The sequence below is a fragment of the Pseudomonas sp. AC463 genome (assembly GCF_979253585.1).
This window is the reverse complement of sequence record NZ_CEEDDZ010000597.1, coordinates 1-273: the sequence shown is the minus strand read 5'-3', so window position 1 is coordinate 273 and position 273 is coordinate 1. Positions and strand designations below refer to the sequence as shown.

Sequence of the window (273 nt, the reverse complement as noted above, 5' to 3'; positions counted from 1 at the left end):
CGCCATAGACGCGCAGCTTCAGGCCGTTTTCCTCGCCCGCCGCGACTTGACTCGCCTTCAGCATGCCCCGCGCGTCGGTGTCGAAGCGCAGCAGTGCGCTGACATCGTCATCCAGCCGGCGGCCCTCGACATGCGTCGACAGGTCGGCCGATACCGACGCCACGCGCAGCCCGCTGACATGCTCCGCCAGCTGGAACGCGTGCGTGCCGATATCACCCAGACAGCCGCCCATGCCGGCGCGCGCCGGATCGGTGCGCCACTCCGCCTGCTTGT

The 273-nt window shown here is 69.6% G+C and carries 1 protein-coding gene; it reads right to left on the bottom strand.

Annotated elements, in window-relative coordinates; translation table 11 throughout:
* On the bottom strand, positions 1-273 hold a 273-nt coding region (locus AC0IYH_RS31595), incomplete at both ends, for a Gfo/Idh/MocA family protein (RefSeq protein ID WP_471838192.1).